Origin of the sequence: Alicyclobacillus sacchari (assembly GCF_004366795.1) — a bacterium.
Lineage (GTDB): Bacteria > Bacillota > Bacilli > Alicyclobacillales > Alicyclobacillaceae > Alicyclobacillus > Alicyclobacillus sacchari.
This window is the reverse complement of the sequence record NZ_SORF01000059.1, coordinates 1-1,259: the sequence shown is the minus strand read 5'-3', so window position 1 is coordinate 1,259 and position 1,259 is coordinate 1. Positions and strand designations below refer to the sequence as shown.

At 47.4% G+C, this 1,259-nt stretch carries 1 protein-coding gene; it reads right to left on the bottom strand.

Going from position 1 to position 1,259, the window contains the following annotated elements:
• The coding region (locus C7445_RS14415; RefSeq protein WP_166669188.1) for a Mu transposase C-terminal domain-containing protein at positions 1–950 on the bottom strand (950 nt) is incomplete at its 3' end.
• Positions 951–1,259: the final 309 nt, after the last annotated feature.

The window sequence follows — 1,259 nt, the reverse complement described above, 5'->3', positions numbered from 1 at the left end:
TGCTGTAAATGCTCCAATAGCGTTAGCTTGTGAACCCCAAGCCCATCTTCATCGCGAATGTAAATATGGGTCATATCCATTGGATTGTAGCTGACTTTTACCTTCCAACTGCCCTTCGCTCGCGCCCGTTGGAACCAACCTTGACTGAGCGTGTATTCAGATGCAAAAGCGAGCCCCTTAAACGCCACGCCTCTGCTTCCCACAGTTGCCTCATCGCTGGGATACAACGCCATCCGCACTGTTTCTGGTGGCAATCGCCGAAGCTGACCCTTTTTATGCTTCAGACCATGTTCCCAAAGCTTGATAGGGATTTTCTCAACCCCTTCTTCAATCATGCTCGCATCCAGAGGATAATCGTCCAAAACGTGATGTTTATTGTGGAAAATAATGAGCTTTAAGATGATTTGGTTCATCGACTCCAATGTCAAATTACCGCGTAACCGATAATCTACTTCTCCTCGCTCTCTTGGGCGGTTCCCCTTTACAACTACCCCGTCAGCAAAAGGTTTGATCTTCAAGTGAATTTGATTAAACATTTGCTCAATGACACCCTTGAGGTCTGCGCGGTAAGGCGGACTGTTCTGAATGGTGATTCCAAGTTGTTCGACGGCATTCTCAATGTGAGTGCCAATTAGCTCTCCGCGATCTGCCAATATGCGATTTGGAACACAATAATCCCAGTCCTCATCGGTGATATTGATTCCGAATTGAGCACAGAAAGCGACTTTGCTGGTCATTGACATGGCGAGTGCCAACATCGCCGAAGAATAGGCATTTAGCGATTCATACGTTAGCGAGTACCCCATTATCTGGCGACTGAAAACGTCGGTACACAATATCAAACGCGGTCTTCCACAAACTACATTGGAATTCAAAGATGAGACGAGCCATACATCCAGAACTGTGCTGTCGATTTCCCATAAGTCGGCACATCCCAGGTCAGCGTCCATTGTGGCATGTCCAACAATAGTACGACTGCTCTGTTGATACGCACGCGCTCCATGCCGTGTAATGATCTCACGTTTCGGGTCATTCCACTTCCGTGCCCAATAGAGAAATTGAGCGTATGACGGTATTGACTCCAAGAGTACGGGATACGTCGTCCCATCGTCCCGCACTTGCCGTGTTGAAAAATAGTCTCTAAGAGTTAACTCGTATGCGACCCGTAAGCTGTTCTGCCTCTGGCTGTAATAGTGCTTGTTCAACCCAGCCCTAATCGCTTTTTTCATTTTGTCATCCACATTGACCCCTTGATTCCC